Source organism: Promicromonospora sp. NPDC057138 (assembly GCF_042670845.1).
In the GTDB taxonomy this organism is placed as follows: domain Bacteria; phylum Actinomycetota; class Actinomycetes; order Actinomycetales; family Cellulomonadaceae; genus Promicromonospora.
This window is the reverse complement of record NZ_JBHUUX010000054.1, coordinates 11,983-28,544: the sequence shown is the minus strand read 5'-3', so window position 1 is coordinate 28,544 and position 16,562 is coordinate 11,983. Positions and strand designations below refer to the sequence as shown.

Below are 16,562 nucleotides of genomic sequence, written 5' to 3'. Positions count from 1 at the left end.
AATCCGCCGGCGCAGACTGCTGGGGTGACGAATACGCACACCAGCTCCGCCGTTGCTCCCGCCGTCCCAGGTACCCGCACGCCGGCCGGACCGCGCCGCCACGGCGCCGGGTTCTGGGTCACCGGACTGACGTTCCTGCTGCTCATGGCCTTCTCGACGGTGCCGACCCCGCTCTACACGCTCTACGTGGCCCGCGACGGGTACGGCCCGTTCACGGTCACGGTGATCTTCGCGGCGTACGCGGTGGGCGTCGTCGCCAGCCTGTTCTTCGTCGGGCACCTGAGCGACCGGGTCGGCCGCCGTCCGCTGATCCTGCTCGCGGCGGCGCTGGAGATCCTGGCCGCCGTCGGCTTCCTGGTCCGGGACGACCTGGCCGGCCTGCTCGTGGCCCGCCTGGTCTCGGGCGTCGGGATCGGCGCGCTGACCGCCACGGCCACCGCCTACCTCGCGGAGCTGGACGGCGGCCGGTCCCGTCCGGCGCCGGGGCGAGCCGCCGTCGTCGCGACGGTGGCGAACCTGGGCGGGCTCGGCCTCGGGCCGGTTCTGTCCGGGCTGCTCGCGGCGCCGTCCGCCCACCCGCTGGTGCTGCCGTACGCGGTGTTCGGCGTGGTGCTGGTGGTGCTGCTGGCCGCCACGCTGTTCGTGCCCGAGACCGTGCTGCACCGCCCGGGCCTGCTGCCCTACCGGCCGCAGCGGGTGGCGATCGGCAGCGAGCTGCGCGGCCGGTTCGCGGCCAGTGCCGTCGGCGCGTTCACCGCGTTCGCCGTGTTCGGCCTGTTCAGCTCGGTGGCGGCGTCGTTCGTCCGCGAGGAGCTGGGGCAGCCGTCCCTGATCGTGGCGGGCGCCGTCGCGGCGACGCCGTTCCTGGCGGGCGCGCTCGGCCAGTCCCTCGTGGCCTCGATCGCGCAGCGGGTCCAGCTCGGGGCGGCGGCGGTCCTGATCGTCGCCGGGCCGGCCGCGCTGTTCGGCGGCGTCGTGCTGGCCTCGACCTGGCTCTTCGTGGCCGGCGGCCTGCTGGCCGGCGGTGGCGCGGGGCTGCTGTTCAAGGCGGCCCTGGGCCGGACGGCGGCCATGGTGCCGCCGGGGGAGCGCGCGGAGGCGCTGGCGCTCGTCTTCCTCGTCGCCTACGCGGGCCTGGTGGTCCCGGTGCTCGCGGTCGGCGTCGGCCTCGTGTACCTGCCGGCCCCGGCGGTGCTCGGCGTCTTCGTGGTGCTGGTGGCGCTCGCCGGCGGGTGGGCGGCGTCGGCGATGCGGCGCGCCTGATCGGGTACGTGACCAGGCCGGATGTGACGTGCGCGACGCGGGGGTTCGCACGCGCACGATCGAGCGTAGGGTCTTGGGCGTGACTCTGAAGATCGGTTACAAGGCGTCCGCCGAGCAGTTCGGGCCGCGCGAGCTGGTTGAGCTCGCAGTACGCGCCGAGGAGGTGGGACTGGACAGCGCCATGGTCTCCGACCACTTCCTGCCGTGGCGGCACGAGGGGGGCCACGCGCCGTCGGCCCTCGCCTGGCTCGCCGCCGCGGGGGAGCGCACCTCCCGGATCCAGCTCGGCACGAGCGTGCTGACCCCCACCTTCCGCTACAACCCCGCGGTCATCGCGCAGACCTTCGCGAGCCTCGCGCTGCTGACTTCAGGCCGCGTGATCCTCGGCGTCGGGACGGGCGAGGCCCTGAACGAGATCGCGGTCTCCGGCCGCGAGTGGCCCGAGTTCAAGGAGCGGTTCGCGCGCCTGCGCGAGGCCGTGGACCTCATGCGGGCCCTCTGGACCGAGGACTCCGTGGACTTCAAGGGCGACTACTTCCAGCTGGTGGGCGCCCAGATCTACGACCGGCCGGAGAACCCGGTGCCGGTCTACATCGCGGCGGGCGGCCCGCTCGTGGCGCGGTACGCCGGGCGCGCGGGCGACGGCTTCATCTGCACGTCCGGCAAGGGCATGGACCTGTACACGGAGAAGCTGATCCCGGCCGTCGCCGAGGGCGCCGCCAAGGCCGAGCGGGACGTCGCGGCGGTCGACAAGATGATCGAGATCAAGATCTCGTATGACCGCGACGCCGCCACCGCGCTGGAGAACACCCGGTTCTGGGCGCCCCTGTCGCTCACGCCCGAGCAGAAGCACAGCGTCACCTCGGCCACCGAGATGGAGCAGCTGGCCGACGAGCTGCCGATCGAGCAGGTCGCCAAGCGCTGGATCGTCGCGTCCGACCCGGAGCAGGCGGTCGAGCTGATCAAGCCCTATGTCGACGCCGGCCTGAACCACCTGGTGGTGCACGGCCCCGGCCACGACCAGGAGCGGTTCCTCACCCAGTTCAGCGAGGACGTGCTGCCGCGGCTCAAGGCACTGTGACCCCTCACGGCCGCACGAGCCCCGTCTCGTAGGCCAGGATCACCAGCGCCGCCCGGTCCCGCGCGCCGAGCTTGGCCAGCAGCCGGCTCACGTAGGTGCGTGCGGTGGCCGGGCTGAGGTAGAGCTCGCGGGCGATCTCGTCGTTCGTCAGCCCACGGCCGAGCTGCTGCAGCACCTCGCGCTCGCGCTCGGTGAGCCCGGCCAGCCGGTCGTCGCCGGACCGGGGCGCCGGGCCTGCCGCGACCGCCCGCAGCACGGTGGCCGTCACCCCCGGGTCGAGCAGCGCCTCGCCCGCCGCGACCACGCGGACGGCGCGGCGCAGCTCGGCCGGGGCGACGTCCTTGAGCAGGTAGCCGGAGGCCCCGGACCGGATGGCCTCGAAGACGTGCTCGTCCTCGTCGAACGTGGTCAGGATCAGCACCCTGGTACCCGCCAGCGCGGGGTCGGCGACGATCTCCCGGGTGGCGGCCAGCCCGTCCAGGCGCGGCATCCGGACGTCCATGAGCACGACGTCGGGCCGCAGCTCCCGCACCCGGGACACCCCCGACCGGCCGTCGGCCGCCTCGCCGACGACGGCGATGTCCCCCTCGCTCTCCGCCAGCGCGCGCAGCCCCGCGCGCACGAGCTCCTGGTCGTCCACCAGCACGATGCGGATCATGGGCGTCAGCCGTCCAGCCGCAGGGGCAGGTCGGCGACCACGCGGAACCCGCCGCCGGGCGCGGCGCCCGCGGTGAGGGCGCCGCCGAGCAGGGCCACGCGCTCGCGCATCCCCGAGATCCCGGAGCCGGGGACGAGGTCCGGGCCGGCGCCCCGGCCGTCGTCGGACACCCTCAGGACGAGGCGGCCGTCGGTGACCCGCACGGAGACGGCGACGCGCGTGGCGGCGGCGTGCCGCAGCACGTTGGTCAGCGACTCCTGCACTATCCGGTAGGCGGCGGCGTCGATGGCGCCGTCGAGCAGCCCGGGCGGTACGTCGAGGTCGACGTCGACGGCGAGCCCCGCCGCGCGCGCCGGGTTCGCCAGGGCGTCGACGCCCGCCAGGCCCGTCGGCGCGGGGCCGTCCACCGGGCCGCGCAGCACCCGGACCGTCGAGCGCAGCTCGTGCAGCGTGCCCGACGTCGCCTCGCGCACGTGCTCCAGCGCGCCCCGGGCCGCGTCGTCGTCCCTGCCGACCGCCTCGGCGGCCACGCCGGAGTGCAGGGCGATCACCGACAGGTTGTGCCCGATGACGTCGTGCAGGTCCCGGGCGATGCGCAGGCGCTCGGCCTGCAGCCGCTGCTCGGCGGCGTGGGCCTCGTGCACCCGCGCCTCTCTCGACAGGCGTACCGCCACGCCGAGCGCGACGGCCGCAGCGACCAGGGCCACGTTCGTGACCAGGTCGTACGGCGTCAGGTGCTCCTCGGGGGTGTTGCCCACCGTCCGGTAGTACGTCGAGACCGCGACCAGCACGGCGCCCCCGCCGATGGCCCACCCGGTGTGCCGCAGCTCCGCCGCCGAGTAGATCGCCGCGACCGCGGGCAGCGCCATGCCGATGGGCGCGAACTGGAAGGTGTAGTAGACGAACACGCCCAGCACCGTGACCACGAGCACGGTCCGAGGCGCCCGGCGCCGCATAAGGACCAGCGCCCCGAAGCCCGCCGCGAACAGGTACGCCCCCGGGCCGGCGTGCCGCACGGCCTCGGGGTCCGCGGCGATGACGACGGCGACCACCAGCGCCATGACGAGCGCCAGGACGACGTCGGTGACGCGCGGGTCGACGGTGCGCGGGACGGCGCTGGGCTCGGACACATCGCAACCCTACGGATGGTGCGGCCCTGCGGCATCAGCCCCGAGCCGTCCGGGCGCAAAGTCAGGGTTCGTGTCGCCCGCAGGCGACACCAGGAGACGATCCAGGGCCGATGTGGGACGGCGGCCCCGGCGGGCACCGTCGAGGCATGACCTCACCACAGCTCCCGGCCCAGCCGTCGCCGCCCGCGCCCACCGCGCCCCTCGTCCCGTGGGGGGTCGTCGCCGGCCTGGCCGCGCTGGCCCTGCTCTGGCCCCTGACCGGCCTCACCGGCGTGCTCGGCGACGGCGCGCCCCGGGCGTTCGCCGTCCTCGGCATCACCGCCGCCGTGTGGATCGGGGTGGTCGGCCTCGGCCGCGTGCCCCGGCCCGTGCTCACCCTCACGCTCACCGGCGTCGCCTACGGGCTCGTCACGGCCGCGCTCGGGCTGCTGGTCCCCGCGCTCGGCGGCTTCGGGCCCGGGGCGGGCGGACCGGCGTGGGCGGTCATCCCGGTGCTGCTCACCGACGCGTTCTGGGGCGCGCTCGCGGGCCTGGCCGCGGCCGGCGTGCAGCGGCTGCGCGGGGACGCGCGATGAGGCGGGGCAGCGTCCGGGGCTCGCGGCCCGCCGTCGCCGGCGCCCTCGTCGCAGGCCTGGCCGCCCTCGCCCTCGCCGGCTGCGCTCTCGTCCCCGGCTCGGTCACCCCGGTGGACGAGGCGGAGTTCACGAACGAGCTCGCCATCCCGCCGCTGGCGCCGTCGCGCGTCGTGGACGGCACCCGCGTCTTCTCGCTGACCGCGCAGGAGGGCGTCACCGAGTTTCGGCCCGGCGTCGAGACCAAGACGTGGGGCTACAACGGCTCCTACCTCGGGCCCACGCTGCGCGCCGAGCGCGGCGAGCGGGTGGCCGTCGAGGTCACCAACGACCTGGACGAGCCGACCAGCGTGCACTGGCACGGCATGCACCTGCCCGCCGCGATGGACGGCGGCCCGCACCAGGAGGTCGCCCCCGGCGCCACGTGGCGCCCCACCTGGCAGATCGACCAGCCCGCCGCCACCCTCTGGTACCACCCGCACCCGCACGGCGCCACGGAGAAGCACGTCTACCGCGGCCTGGCCGGTATGTTCCTCCTGGACGACGACGCCTCCCGCACCGCCGACCTGCCGCACGACTACGGCGTCGACGACGTCCCGGTGATCGTGCAGGACAAGATCTTCGAGGACGACGGCCAGCTTGAGCTCAAGGACAACGGCAGCGAGCCCGGCACGCTCGGCTCGACCGTCCTGACCAACGGCACCGTGGGCGCGTACCAGGAGGTCACGACCGAGCGCGTGCGGCTGCGGCTGCTCAACGGCTCGACCGCGCGGACCTACCAGCTCGGGTTCGAGGACCGGGACATGGAGCTCGTCGCGACCGACGGGGGCCTGCTCGACGCGCCGGTGACGCTCGAGCAGGTGCGCCTCGCGCCCGGCGAGCGCGCCGAGGTCGTCGTCGAGGTCGAGCCGGGCGAGACCACGCGCCTGCGCTCGTTCGAGGCCGACCTGGGGGGCATCGTCGTCCCGTTCGCGATGGGCGGCAACGACGCGTTCGACGTGCTGGAGCTGCGGGCCGCGGACGAGCTCGCGCCGTCGCCCGACCCGGCCTGGGCGCCGTCGGCCCACGCCGCGCAGGACGCGCTGCACGAGGACGACGCGGCCGTGACCCGCACGTTCGAGCTCGACGACCGCCGGATCAACGGCAAGAGCATGGACATGGGGCGCATCGACGAGGTCGTCACCGAGGGCGCGACCGAGATCTGGGAGGTGCACAGCATCGTGCCGATGCCGCACAGCTTCCACGTGCACGACGTGCAGTTCCGCATCCTGTCGGTCGACGGCGACGCGCCGCCGCCCGAGCTGGCCGGGTCCAAGGACACCGTGTACCTCGAGCCGAACCGCACCTATCGGCTGCTCATGCGGTTCGACGACTACGCGAACCCCGACGTGCCCTACATGTTCCACTGCCACATGCTGCTGCACGAGGACGAGGGGATGATGGGGCAGTTCGTGGTCGTCGAGCCGGGGCAGCAGGCGGGAACCGTACCCGGAACCGCGCCGGGGGGCGGGGCGGACGACGCGCACGAGGGGATGGACGCGGACGGCCACGCAGGCCACCACTGAACCTGTGGCACGCTCACGGGGTGACCCTCTCGCTTCCCCACCGCATCACGCACGTCCTGCTCGACCTCGACGGCACCCTCACCGACTCCGCGCCCGGCATCATCGGGTCGCTGCGCACCGGATTCGCAGACGCCGGGTTCGCGGTCCCGTCCGACGAGGTCCTGCGGACCTTCGTCGGCCCGCCCCTCGGGACGAGCCTGGCCGGGATCGGCCAGTCCGCCGCCGACGCCGCCGCCACCATCGCCGCCTACCGTCGGGACTTCGAGGTGCGCGGCATGTTCGACAACTCGGTGTTCGACGGCGTCCCGGAGGCGCTCGCCGAGCTGCGCGCGGCGGGGCTGACGCTCCTGGTCGCCACCGCCAAGCCCGAGCTCTACGCGCGGAAGATCGTCGAGCACTTCGGGCTCGACGGCTACCTCGCCGGCGGGCTCGACGGCGTCCACGGCGCGGGCGACTACGAGGCCGGCGAGTCCGAGGGCAAGGAGGTGGTGGTGGAGCGCGCGCTGGCGCACGCCGTCGCGCTCGGCGCCGACCCCGGCCAGGTCGTCATGGTGGGCGACCGCGAGCACGACGTGCACGCCGCCGCCCACCACGGCATCCCGACCGTTGGCGTGACCTGGGGCTACGCCGCGCCCGGCGAGCTGGAGGCCGCCGGCGCCGTCGCGACGGCGACGACGCCGGCGGAGCTGCGCAAGCTGCTCACGAGCTGACGGCGGCGAGCAGAGAGCGATAGTGATGACGCACGACGCATGGACCGTCGCCCCTGAGCCGTTCGACTCGCCCGACGCCGTCGCGCTCTGGCGCGAGTGCTACACCAACATGAGCGACAGCTGGTACCTGCTCAAGGAGAACCGCCGCACCGACCCCGACGAGCTGGAGCGCGAGATCGCCGCGGACCGAGGCACGGACTTCGTGCCGCCCGAAGGCGCGCTCGTGATTGCCCGCCACGAGGGCGCGGCGGCGGGAATGGCCGGCGTCCGCCTGCTCGATGACTCGCGAGCCGAGCTGAAGCGGGTATTCCTGCGCCCGGAGTTTCGTGGCCGGGGCGGCGCAGAGCTCATCGTCCGCGCGGCCGAGGACGAAGCCCGGCGGCTCGGGGCGCGCCGCATGGTCCTGGAGACCCGGTCCGACTTCGTCGCGGCCCGCGCACTGTACGAACGCCTCGGCTACGACGAGATCGAGCCGTACACGTTCACGCCTTACTCGGAGCACTGGTACGGCAAGGAGCTCTAAGACGCCGCTCGGCTACGCGCGCCGGGTTGCCCGTCACACCGTCTGGAGCTCGGCGTCGAACATGTCCCGGAGACGCTGGTCGAGAACCATGAACCGGACGTCCTTCGGGCTGGCGTCCGGGTGCGCGGCGAGCCAGGCGCGGCAGGAGGCGACGGCGATACGGGCGACGTCGGCCATCGGCCAGCCGTAGGCGCCCGCGCTCACCGCCGGGAAAGCGACGGACCACACGTCGAGCTCGGCGGCGACGTCGAGCGACCGGCCGAAGCAGGAGGCGAGGAGTGCGGGATCGTCCTGGCCGCGGTGCAGGTTCGGCCCGACCGTGTGGATCACCCAGGAGGCCGGCAGGTCGAACGCCGGTGTGGCGACTGCGTCGCCGACCGCCAGGCCGTCGCGGTGGGTGGTGTTGCGCAGGCGCCGGCACGCCTCGAGCAGGCGCGGTCCGGCGGCGGCGTGGATGGCGCCGTCGACCCCGCCGCCACCCAGGAGGGTGGAGTTCGCGGCGTTGACGACGGCGTCGACCTCGACGTGGGTGAGGTCGCCGATCTCGACGGACACGCTCATGCGTCTGCTCCCCGTGTGGCTCCGGTGCGTTCCATCCATTTGAACCCGTCGTCGACCGGACGCCAGCCGAACTGCTCGTAGAGGCCGTGGGCGTCGGCCGTGGCGAGGAGCGTGCGGCGCAGGCCCAGCGGCTCGATGTCGGCGACCACGCCCGCGACGAGCAGCTTGCCGATGCCCTGCCCGCGCAGGTCCGGGTCGACGACGACGTCGGCGAGCCAGGCGAACGTCACGCCGTCGGTCACGACGCGCGCGAACGCTACCTGAGCGCCCGTGTCGCGGCGGTAGACGCCGTAGGGCCGGGAGCCCGCGATGGCGGCGTCCATCACCTGCCGCGGGCGGTCCTTGGCCCAGTAGGTGTGCCGGGTGATGAGCTCGTGCACGCGGTCGCCGTCGATGCGGGTGGGGTCGGTGGAGAACTCGTAGGGCGCGTCGTTCATGGTCCGGAGTCAATCACTGGTCACTGACACCGGCCGAGGAAAAAAAGGGCGGGAATAGGATCGCGAGATGTTTCCCCAGGTCGAGCCATATGGATCCGGCACCCTTGAGACAGCCGGCGCGTCGTTGTACTGGGAGCAGTCCGGGAACCCAGCAGGCAGGGCCGCGCTCTACCTGCACGGTGGGCCAGGCAGCGGCCTGGGTGGTTGGTGGTACCGGTCTTTGTTCGATCCGTCCGTCTATCGGGTCGTGGGCCTGGACCAACGAGGGTGCGGTCGCAGCCGTCCGCTTGCTGTCGACTCGCTGGACTCGCTCGACGGGAACACGACGCAGCGGCTGATCCTCGACATCGAGGCGCTGCGCGAGCATCTCGGGATCGAGCGGTGGCTCGTGACCGGTGTGTCGTGGGGCTCGACCCTGGGCCTGGCTTACGCGGAGGCGCACCCGGAGCGGGTCGATGGTCTCGTGCTGCTCGCGGTGACCAGTACGAGCCGGGAGGAGATCGACTGGGTCACCGACGGCGTCGGGCGGCTGTTCCCGGAGGTGTGGACGCGGCTGGTCGCCACCGCACGACCGCTGCCTGACGAGCGGTTCGTGGAGGCTGTAGCCCGCCGGCTGCGGAGCGAGGATCCCGCGACCCGGGAGCTTGCTGCGGCCGTCTGGGAGGAGTGGGAGTCGACGCACGTCTCCCTCGGCCCGGGGTACGAGCCGGGTCCGTTGGTGGTCGATCGGAACAAGGCAACACTGGTGACGCACTACTGGGCGAACGACGCGTTTCTCGGCCCGACCGGGATCCTCGATGGCATCGGGGCGCTGCGGGAGGTGCCCTCGGTGCTCATCCACGGTCGCCGCGATGTGAGCGCTCCGGTCGTGACGCCGTGGCGGCTGCACCAGGCGATGCCCGCGAGTCGCCTGCACGTCGTCGAGGACGAGGGGCACGTCGGAGGACGGATGTGGGAGCTTATGACGGAAGCGATCACGGAGTTCGGGCTGCGCTGAGCTTTGATGGCGCGCGAGCACCCGCGGGTGGCGGCGCTCGCATCTTCTTCTGCGGACAGCAGATGATCGGCCGGGTGTCAGCGGCGGCGGCTAGAGTCGAACAAACGTCCGCAGTAATGGGGGCGTATCGATAGGTTGTGGGTGTGGAGGAGGTGATGGGCATGGACGCTGGGCAGGACGATGCGGGCATGGACCGCGGGACGCGCGAGGGTCTGGCCGTCGATGACTCGGCCGTGGACGACCTGGCGGTGGACGACCTGGCCATGGGCCAAGCGGTGGGTGAGCGGGTGCGAGGTCGGGTGGTGGTGCGGGACGGGATGCTGGTGCATCTGGTGCCGGACGACGTGATGCCTCCGGGCGCACCGTTCGAGGGCGAGCCGTTCGACGACGCCTGGTACCGGGGTACGGTCCGGGGCTGGGAGACGGACGACTCGGCAGGGCCGGGGCACGGGCCGGAGCACGGCTCAGACACGGGCGTGGCGTCAGGCCCGGCCTCTGCACCGGACACCGCGGCGGACTGGCTGCCGGACGTCCCGCCGGACTGGCCGCCGGACGCTGTGCCGGTGTTCCTGTGGCCGCAGGAGATCCTGCGACAGGCGTTGCGGGATGTCCCCGGTCCGCGGCTGGCACGGGTGGTGGCCGAGGCGATCGACCTGGCCGGCGACCTCGACCCCGACCCCGACCACGGCGTCGTCGCGGGTTCGGGTGTGTCGGGTTCGGGTGTGCTGGCTGACCTGTCGGACGACACGCTGGGGGACGTGATGGTCGCGTGCGGCCGGTTGCAGTCCTGGGCGGCGGGTGTGCAGGCGAGGGTGGTGGCCGAGCGTGCCGGGCGGGAGAGTCACCCGTTGGCGCACAACTCGCTGGTCGGGCAGGTCACCGGTGAGCTCGTGGTGACCGAGCCCGAGGCGAGCGAGGTCGTGGTCCGGGCCGAGTCGGGCACCCTGCACCCCACCGTCATCCAGGCCCTGCTCGCGGGCCGGATCGACGTGCGTAAGGCACACACGCTGCTGCGCTCCGCCACGCAGCTGACGGTGGCCGAACGCGCCGAAGCGATCCAGAAGTTCCTGCCCCGGGCACCGCGACACACGTGGAAGTGGCTGCAGAACAAGATGCTCGCGTTCGCGAAGAACCGGCACGGCGCCGCCGCCACCGCCAAGGCCGAGACGGCCCGGCGCAGCGTGCAGGTCGACCGGGCGCACAACGACATGGGCTGGCTCTCGGCGTACCTGCCCGCGACCGACGCCGCGGCGGTCTGGGGCGTGGTCGACGACATGGCCCACCAGCTGCGCCACGTCACCGGCGAGGACCGCACCCTCGGGCAGCTGCGCGCCGACTCCCTGACCGGCATCATCACCGGCCGCCTCCTACCCGCCGACCGCTTCACCGACCCCGAACCCGACACGGACCCCGCAGCGGAGCCGGCGGACACCGAGCCGGCTGGTGCCGAGTCGGCTGGTGCCGAGCAGTCCAGCGGCGCGGAAGCGTCTGAGGCCGCGGAGGCCGCGGAGGCCTCTGAGGGCGCGGACGTGCCGGTGTGCACGTGTGGCGGCCGGGCACCTGTCCAGCAGGTTGTGGTGCAGAAAGTGGTGCAGGAGGTCGTGCGGCCGGTCCGGATCACGCCGACCCGCCCCGTCATCCGGGTCACGATCCCCGCCACCGCGCTCCTCGGCCTGGACGACGCCCCCGGACACCTGGACGGGTACGGCCCCATCCCCGCCGACACCGCCACGGCCATCGCCCAGGACGCGACCTGGCAACGACTCCTGACCGACCCCGTCACCGGGATCCTGACCGACTACTCCACCACCACCTACCAACCCGGCAAGACCCTGCGCGCCGCCGTCGAGGCCCGCGACGAGCACTGCATGTTCGGATGGTGCGACATCCCGGCCAGCCGATGCGACCTCGACCACATCCACCCCTTCGACCACGACAAGACCAACCACGACAAGACCAACCACGACAACGCGAGCACGGACGGGACCCGGGACGGTCAACGTGGGCAGACCAACGCCCGCAACCTCCACGCGCTGTGCCGCAAGCATCACTTGCTCAAAACCCACGCTGGCTGGGGCGTCATCCGCGACCCCGACACCGGGGTGACGACGTGGACCGCTCCCACAGGCAGGACGCACGTCCGGCCGCCGACCGCGCTGGACACCCACGTCGAGATCGACGAGATCGATCCCGACACCAGCAACGACCTCACCCTCCACGCCCTCACCGGCCGACACCTGCCCCGCCCCTACCAGACCACCGAACCCGGAGCCATGCCCAGCACCCCCGACGAACCCACCGACCAGCCCACCGACACGAACGACCCCGACGCCCCACCCTTCTGACAGGGCCGATCTGACAGGGCCGATCCGACAGGGCCGGCATCCGTGTCAGCGCGTCCGCGTCGCATCGGCAACCGGCACAACGCAGACCCGCTGACGCGCCCGAAGAGTCGGTTGACGTCGACCGCCTGGGCATTTGCCTGGAGCATCCACGGCCACGGCCAAACGTCGATGCCGTCGTCGTCGAGACCGACGCGGTGCCCCGCCCGCCTGCCTGGTGCTCGCGGGACGCTCGTCGAGCCCGGGCTTGGACCGGTGTTCCATCGGCCACCGACCGCCGACTGCCGACCAGCCGATCAACTTGACCCTGGCGCTGGTCACGTCCACCAAGCGGAGGGATCACGCCGAGGCGCTGGGCCGCCGCGATCGACCAGGCGTCGTGCGCCTACCCGGCGTACCGGCGGCAGAACTCCCGCAGCGGACCGGCCGGGATCACGTCCAGCAGCTCGCGGTAGCGTCCGGCGGCGTCGTCGGTCCGGCCGGTGCGCCGGGCGAGGTCGGCCAGGACGAGGCTCGCGTCGCGGGCGGCGTACGGCGGACCGTCCGCGACCAGGTCTTCGAGCTCGTGCTCGATGACGCTGAGGTCGTCGCCGTCGCGCATCGCGAGCCGGCCGAGCACGACGAGGCGTGCCACGCGCGTCGCCGGGGACGGCCAGACCCGCAGCAGCGCGTCGTAGAGCTGGGCCAGGCGGGACCAGTCCGTGCCGGCCGCGTCGCGGGCCGAGGCGTGGACGCCGGAGATCGCCGCCTCCAGCGCGAAGCGGCCTGGCCCGCCAGACGCGCCCGGCCCGCCGCGCGTCTCCCCGCGCGCGATCGCCGCCGTGGCGTCGTCCAGGCCGGCGGACAGCAGTCGCTGGTCCCAGGCCGAGCGGTCCACCTCGTCGAGGGGCAGCGCCACGCCGTCGCGCACCCGGCCGGGGCGCCGGGCCAGGCCGAGGCGGCACACGGCGCGCAGGCCGATCACCTCGGGATCGTCCGGGTACTGGGCGACCAGCGCCTCGGCGAGCGTCAGCGCGTCGCGGGCGGGGTCCTCCGTGGCGTCGGCGGGCTCCAGGCCGTCCCGCTGGCCCACGGTGAACAGGCCGGCCACGCACGCGAGCACGACGGGCAGCCGTGCTCCGCGGGCCGCGGCGTCCGGCACGGCGAACTCGCCGCGCGCCCTGGCCAGCGCGGACTTCGCCCGGGTGAGCCGCGCGGCCGCTGTCGCCTCAGCGACGCCGAGGTGCCCCGCGATCTGGCGGATCGTGAGACCGCAGACCACCCGCATCGCGAGGACCAGCTGCGCGCCGGGCGCTATGGCGTCGTCGCAGGCGACGAAGAGCAGGGCGAGGCGGTCGTCGAGGTCGTCGCCCGGCTCGGTCGGCACGTCCACGGCGGCCACCTCCGGACGCGCGAGCTGGGGCTGGATCCGGGCGAACACCGCCTGATGCCGCACAGTGTCGAGCCAGGTCCGGCGCCCGACCTGGACGCACCAGCCGACCAGGTCGTCGATCACGCCGTCCGGCTGCGCCGCGGCGCGCGCGAACGCCTCCGCGGCGTACTCCTCACCGCTGTCCAGGCTGCGCGTGGTCACGGCGAGCGACCGCACCACCTGGGGCCAGGCGGTGCGGAACGCCGCGGGGTCGATCGGCATTCAGGAGTCGAAGCTGATGACCTTGCGCCACTCGATCGCGTTGCCGCTGGGCACGAGCGCCGCGAGCTTGCGCGCTGTGGCCTCGTCGCACTCGACCTGGTAGAACCCGGTGATCACTTCGTTGGTGTCGGTGAACGGCGCGTCGGTGTAGACCGGCTCGGCGCTGTCGTCGCCGACCGCGACCCACCCGCCGTACTTGGCGTTCTGCAGGGCGGCGGCACCGGTGAGCTTGGCGCCCAGGTCGGTGACGGCCTCCTGGAAGCGCCCGTGGGCGGCCAAGCTCATGTCCTCGGTGCGGTCCTGCCCCTTCAGGTTCTCCGGAAGGTAGGCGTCCGAGTCCCAGTCGTTCTCGCGGATCAGGAATACCCAGGTGTCAGCCATGTCGAGCTCCTCTTTCGGGAATGTTGACACGCCTTGGACGGGCGAGCGCCTCCAGAATCGACAGCTTCCACCACACTACTTTTCGCGAGTGCTCGCGCGTCAGCCGATCACCGCTACCGGCGCCGCGATCGGGGTGCCCGACCCGTCCCGGCGCTCGTCCACCTCGGGCAGGTCGACCGGCTGGCCGCCGGCGCCCAGCGCACGCGGGGGCGTGGCGCCGACCCAGGCCAGGATGAGGCCGTCCTCACCCTTCAGGAGCCGCTGCGACCGCACGCCGCCGGTCGCGCGGCCCTTGCCCGGGTACAGCGCGAACGGGGTCACCTTGCCCGCGCCCGGCTCGATCCCCGGGAGCGCGTCACCCGCACCGGCGATGGTCACCACCGTGGCGTCGGCCCCGGCCGGTACCGCACCGAAGAACACCACCTTCCGGTCCGCGCCGAGCTTGATGCCCGCCATGCCGCCGGCCGCCCGGCCCTGCGGTCGGACGGCGGAGGCGGGGAAGTGCAGCAGCGACGAGTCGTCGGCCACGAAGACCAGCTCGTCGTCGTCCGACACGACGGCGGCGCCCACCACGGCGTCGCCGTCCTTCAGCGCGATGACCGGCCACTCGTCGCCCTTGGCCGGGGCGTCGGACGGCGCCACGCGCTTGACGATGCCCTGTGCCGTGCCGACGGCGACGGTCGGAGCGTCGGCACCGAGCCCCGTGACCGTCTGCACGGTCTCGCCGTGCTCCAGCTCCACGAGCTCGCTGACCGGGATGCCGCCGGACAGCGACGGCGCGCCGTCGGTCGGCGGCAGCGAGGGCAGGTCCAGCACGGAGACGCGCAGCATGCGGCCGGCCGACGTCACCAGGCCCACCTGGCCGCGGGTCGTCGCGACGGCGTCGCCGCGCAGGGCGTCGTGCGCGGCGCGGTTGCCGTCGCGCGCCACGGGGGCGTCGTCCGGGAGGCGCGCCAGCAGGCCGGTCGCGGACAGCACCACCCGGGTGGGCAGGTCCTTGATCTGCAGGTCGATCGGCTCGACGCCCTTCTTGCGCCCGTTCGACGGCGCGACGGCGACCGAGCCGACGGACCCGCCGGCGGCGTCGAGCAGGACGGTGCGACGGGGCGTGCCGTACGTCCTGGCGACCTCGCCCATCTCGGTGCTGACGAGGCGGCGCAGCAGCTTCTCGTCGCCCAGGATCTGCTCCAGCTCGGCGATCTCGCGGCGCAGCTCCTCGGCCTCCTTCTCCAGCTCGATGCGGGAGAACTTGGTCAGGCGGCGCAGCTGCAGGTCCAGGATGTAGGACGCCTGCGGCTCGGACAGGTCGAAGACCTCGCGCAGGCGGTCGCGGGCGATGCCGGCGTCGTCGGACGAGCGGATGACCTGGATCACCTCGTCGATGTCGACGATCGCGATGAGCAGGCCGTCGACCAGGTGCAGGCGCTCGAGGCGCTTGTCCAGGCGGTGCTGCGACCGGCGCCGCACCACGAGGATGCGGTGCTCCACCCACACGCGCAGCATCTCGACCAGGCCGAGGGTGCGCGGCTGGCCGTCGACCAGCGCCACGTTGTTGACGCCGAACGAGTCCTCCAGCGGCGTCACGCGGTACAGCTGCTCCAGGACGGCGTCCGGGTCGAAGCCCGTCTTGACCTCGATGACCAGGCGCAGCCCGTGCGTGCGGTCGGTGAGGTCCTGCACGTTGGTGACGCCCTGGATGCGCTTGGCCTTGACGCCGTCGGCGATCTTCTCGATCACCTTCTCCGGGCCGACGAGGTACGGCAGCTCGGTGACGACTATGCCCTTGCGGCGCGGGGTCACGTTCTCGATCCGCGCGGTCGCCCGGGTGCGGAAGCTGCCGCGGCCGGTGCGGTACGCGTCGCGCACGCCCTCCAGCCCCACGATCTTGCCGCCCGTGGGCAGGTCCGGCCCCGGGACGAACCGCTGCAGGTCCTCCAGCGTGGCCTCGGGGTTCTTGATCAGGTGCTGCGCCGCGGAGACGACCTCGACGAGGTTGTGCGGCGCCATGTTCGTGGCCATGCCGACCGCGATGCCGGACGCGCCGTTGACCAGCAGGTTCGGGATCGCCGAGGGCAGCACCTCGGGCTGGGTCAGCTTGTTGTCGTAGTTCGGGACGAAGTCCACGACGTTCTCGTCGAGACCCGTCGTCATCGCCATCGACGACGCCGCGAGGCGGGCCTCGGTGTACCGGGGGGCGGCGGGGCCGTCGTCGAGCGAGCCGAAGTTGCCGTGGCCGTCCACGAGCGGCAGCCGCAGCGAGAAGTCCTGCGCCAGGCGCACCAGCGCGTCGTAGATGGGGGCGTCACCGTGCGGGTGCAGCTTTCCCATGACCTCGCCCACCACGCGCGACGACTTCACGTGCGCGCGGTCGGGGCGCAGCCCCATGTCCGACATCATGTAGAGGATCCGGCGCTGCACCGGCTTGAGGCCGTCGCGCGCGTCCGGGAGGGCCCGCGAGTAGATGACGGAGTACGCGTACTCGAGGAACGAGGCCTCCATCTCCGAGGCGACGTCGATGTCCACGACCTTCTCGTGGATCTCGCTCTCGTCGAGCGGCTGCGACGGCTTGCGCGCCATGGTTCGTGGAGCTCCTGGATTCTGGGGCGGATCGGACAGGCAAACCGTACCCCGCGCCACCCACACTCCGGTGGCACCCCGCTGGCGTCGCACCCGGACGTCGCGCGAGGCCACCGGGTGAGCGCCGGGTGA

15 protein-coding genes are annotated in these 16,562 nt (G+C 73.2%); 8 read left to right on the top strand and 7 right to left on the bottom strand.

Going from position 1 to position 16,562, the window contains the following annotated elements; genetic code table 11:
* The first annotated feature begins 24 nt into the window (after nucleotides 1–24).
* On the top strand, nucleotides 25–1,263 hold the full coding sequence (locus ACFT2C_RS22510) for an MFS transporter (RefSeq protein WP_377209310.1): 1,239 nt from the start codon (nucleotides 25–27) through the stop codon (nucleotides 1,261–1,263).
* 79 nt (nucleotides 1,264–1,342) lie between these two features.
* A complete protein-coding gene (gene fgd / locus ACFT2C_RS22505) occupies nucleotides 1,343–2,344 on the top strand; it encodes a glucose-6-phosphate dehydrogenase (coenzyme-F420) (RefSeq protein WP_377209309.1) in 1,002 nt (333 codons plus the stop codon).
* A 4-nt stretch (nucleotides 2,345–2,348) separates the two neighbouring features.
* Here fgd and ACFT2C_RS22500 read toward each other — a convergent pair whose 3' ends face one another.
* Nucleotides 2,349–3,002, bottom strand: a complete 654-nt coding sequence (locus ACFT2C_RS22500; protein ID WP_377209308.1) for a response regulator — start codon at nucleotides 3,000–3,002, stop codon at nucleotides 2,349–2,351.
* A gap of 5 nt (nucleotides 3,003–3,007) precedes the next feature.
* Nucleotides 3,008–4,132, bottom strand: coding sequence for a sensor histidine kinase (locus ACFT2C_RS22495; protein ID WP_377209307.1), 1,125 nt, complete (start codon nucleotides 4,130–4,132; stop codon nucleotides 3,008–3,010).
* 146 nt (nucleotides 4,133–4,278) lie between these two features.
* Between ACFT2C_RS22495 and ACFT2C_RS22490 the strand changes: the two genes are divergently transcribed.
* From ACFT2C_RS22490 to ACFT2C_RS22475, 4 genes are read left to right on the top strand one after another with little or no spacing between them, the layout of a single operon-like run.
* A complete protein-coding gene (locus tag ACFT2C_RS22490; protein ID WP_377209306.1) occupies nucleotides 4,279–4,707 on the top strand; it encodes a hypothetical protein in 429 nt (142 codons plus the stop codon).
* A complete protein-coding gene (locus tag ACFT2C_RS22485) occupies nucleotides 4,704–6,269 on the top strand; it encodes a multicopper oxidase family protein (protein ID WP_377209305.1) in 1,566 nt (521 codons plus the stop codon). Before ACFT2C_RS22490 ends, ACFT2C_RS22485 begins: the two co-directional genes overlap by 4 nt.
* A 20-nt stretch (nucleotides 6,270–6,289) precedes the next feature.
* Complete coding sequence (locus tag ACFT2C_RS22480) at nucleotides 6,290–6,979, top strand: HAD hydrolase-like protein (protein WP_377209304.1); 690 nt, start codon at nucleotides 6,290–6,292, stop codon at nucleotides 6,977–6,979.
* Between the two features lie 25 nt (nucleotides 6,980–7,004).
* Nucleotides 7,005–7,502, top strand: coding sequence for a GNAT family N-acetyltransferase (locus tag ACFT2C_RS22475; RefSeq protein WP_377209303.1), 498 nt, complete (start codon nucleotides 7,005–7,007; stop codon nucleotides 7,500–7,502).
* A 33-nt stretch (nucleotides 7,503–7,535) separates the two neighbouring features.
* On the opposite strand, the gene ACFT2C_RS22470 is transcribed toward ACFT2C_RS22475, so the two are convergent.
* Both ACFT2C_RS22470 and ACFT2C_RS22465 read right to left on the bottom strand, forming a co-directional pair.
* A complete protein-coding gene (locus tag ACFT2C_RS22470) occupies nucleotides 7,536–8,063 on the bottom strand; it encodes an O-acetyl-ADP-ribose deacetylase (RefSeq protein WP_377209302.1) in 528 nt (175 codons plus the stop codon).
* A complete protein-coding gene (locus ACFT2C_RS22465) occupies nucleotides 8,060–8,500 on the bottom strand; it encodes a GNAT family N-acetyltransferase (protein ID WP_377209301.1) in 441 nt (146 codons plus the stop codon). The genes ACFT2C_RS22470 and ACFT2C_RS22465 overlap by 4 nt, the downstream gene beginning before the upstream one ends.
* Nucleotides 8,501–8,567: 67 nt before the next feature.
* Here ACFT2C_RS22465 and ACFT2C_RS22460 point away from each other — a divergent pair, with 67 nt between their 5' ends.
* Nucleotides 8,568–9,497, top strand: a complete 930-nt coding sequence (locus ACFT2C_RS22460; RefSeq protein WP_377209300.1) for an alpha/beta fold hydrolase — start codon at nucleotides 8,568–8,570, stop codon at nucleotides 9,495–9,497.
* A gap of 161 nt (nucleotides 9,498–9,658) precedes the next feature.
* The gene (locus ACFT2C_RS22455; protein WP_377209299.1) at nucleotides 9,659–11,842 is read left to right on the top strand and encodes an HNH endonuclease; all 2,184 of its coding nucleotides are present in this window, start codon (nucleotides 9,659–9,661) and stop codon (nucleotides 11,840–11,842) included.
* Nucleotides 11,843–12,224: 382 nt separating this feature from the next.
* Here the strand turns inward: ACFT2C_RS22455 and ACFT2C_RS22450 are convergent, their stop codons facing one another.
* The 3 genes from ACFT2C_RS22450 to ACFT2C_RS22440 all read right to left on the bottom strand — a co-directional run bounded on the left by ACFT2C_RS22450 (nucleotide 12,225) and on the right by ACFT2C_RS22440 (nucleotide 16,430).
* Nucleotides 12,225–13,472: a DUF6596 domain-containing protein gene (locus ACFT2C_RS22450; protein WP_377209298.1), complete on the bottom strand. Its 1,248-nt coding sequence runs from the start codon at nucleotides 13,470–13,472 to the stop codon at nucleotides 12,225–12,227.
* Complete coding sequence (locus ACFT2C_RS22445) at nucleotides 13,473–13,853, bottom strand: YciI family protein (RefSeq protein ID WP_377209297.1); 381 nt, start codon at nucleotides 13,851–13,853, stop codon at nucleotides 13,473–13,475.
* A gap of 99 nt (nucleotides 13,854–13,952) precedes the next feature.
* A complete protein-coding gene (locus ACFT2C_RS22440; protein ID WP_377209296.1) occupies nucleotides 13,953–16,430 on the bottom strand; it encodes a DNA topoisomerase (ATP-hydrolyzing) subunit A in 2,478 nt (825 codons plus the stop codon).
* Nucleotides 16,431–16,562: the final 132 nt, after the last annotated feature.